General features: G+C 73.8%; 1 protein-coding gene and 1 pseudogene. Both read right to left on the bottom strand.

The window, feature by feature from the left end; all coding sequences use genetic code 11:
* Window positions 1-180, bottom strand: a pseudogene (locus ACFVUS_RS44105) (serine/threonine protein kinase); the annotation flags it as partial.
* Window positions 181-236: 56 nt separating this feature from the next.
* Window positions 237-851, bottom strand: coding sequence for a hypothetical protein (locus ACFVUS_RS44100; protein ID WP_073797682.1), 615 nt, complete (start codon window positions 849-851; stop codon window positions 237-239).
* Window positions 852-1089 lie beyond the last annotated feature (238 nt).

Here is a 1089-nt window from a genome sequence, read left to right as displayed (position 1 = left end):
GTCGTGGACGGTGACCAGCCCGGGGTGGTCCACCTGCGCGGTGACCCGGCATTCGCGGACGAAGCGGCGGCGCAGCTCCTCGGCGACGGTGCCGGGGCCCGCGACCTTGTCGGGGCGCAGCAGTTTGACGGCCACGCGCCGGTCCAGGCGCCGGTCGTACGCCGTCCAGACCTGGCCCATGCCGCCCTGGCCCAGGATGGTGGCGAGCTGGTAGCGCTCGCCGATGATCCGCTCGGTCACTGGTTGGGGTCCTGGATCGCGGTCTGGTTCGGGTCCTGGTACGGGTGGGCCGGGTTCTGGTTCTGGTTCGGCGCCGGGTTCGGGCCCGGCGTCTGCCGCCGCAGGAGCTCGCTGAGCTCGTCGAGTTCGGCGCGGACCTGCCCGATCCGCGGCGGCGGGGTGGTCGCCGGCGGCAGGTTCGGGGCGGGGACCGGGGCCGGCGTGGACGTCGGGGTGTGCGCGGGCGGGTACCCGTAGCCGGGGGTGGTCTGGTGCGGCGGCGCGTACGGTGCGGGCGTCTGGTAGGCGGCGGGCGCCGGGCCCCAGTGCGCCTGCCCGGCGGCGGCCTTGGCCTCGTGGTGGCGGATGTCGGCGACGAGGAAGTACACGCAGATCGCGAAGCCCGACAGGATCGAGCCGCCGGCCCCGAGGTCGCTCTGCCAGCCGCTGGTGTCGGGCGTCTTGTCCAGCCCGATCAGCACGATGCAGACGACGGAGGCCACGAACCCGAGCACCAGCAGGGTCCAGTCCCGGTTCTTGCGGGTGACGAGCGCGAGCCGCAGCAGCGACCCCCAGGCGAAGAACCCGCAGCTCAGGATGGGCAGCGCCGCGAACAGCACGCGCAGTGCCACCACGCTCCCGGACTGGGGCCGGGGGGCCTGGGGACCATGCTGCGGCTGGAGGCCGGGGCCGTGCATCGCTGCTCCTGACGGGCCGTGCGGAAAGGATTTCGGGTCTGAGCGTATACAGGCTTTCCGGCCGTCAGTGAGGGGATGCGCGCAACCGTTGCACGGTCGGTTGCCCGGGCGTGACCGAGCCGTCCGCGGTGGTGGCGTACGGGCTCGGCGCGGGTGGCGGTTAGGCTCCGGC

This window comes from Nocardia sp. NPDC058058, from assembly GCF_042885355.1.
Taxonomy (GTDB): domain Bacteria; phylum Actinomycetota; class Actinomycetes; order Mycobacteriales; family Mycobacteriaceae; genus Nocardia.
The sequence above is the reverse complement of the archived record's forward strand: the minus strand, read 5'-3'. Positions and strand labels throughout refer to the sequence as shown.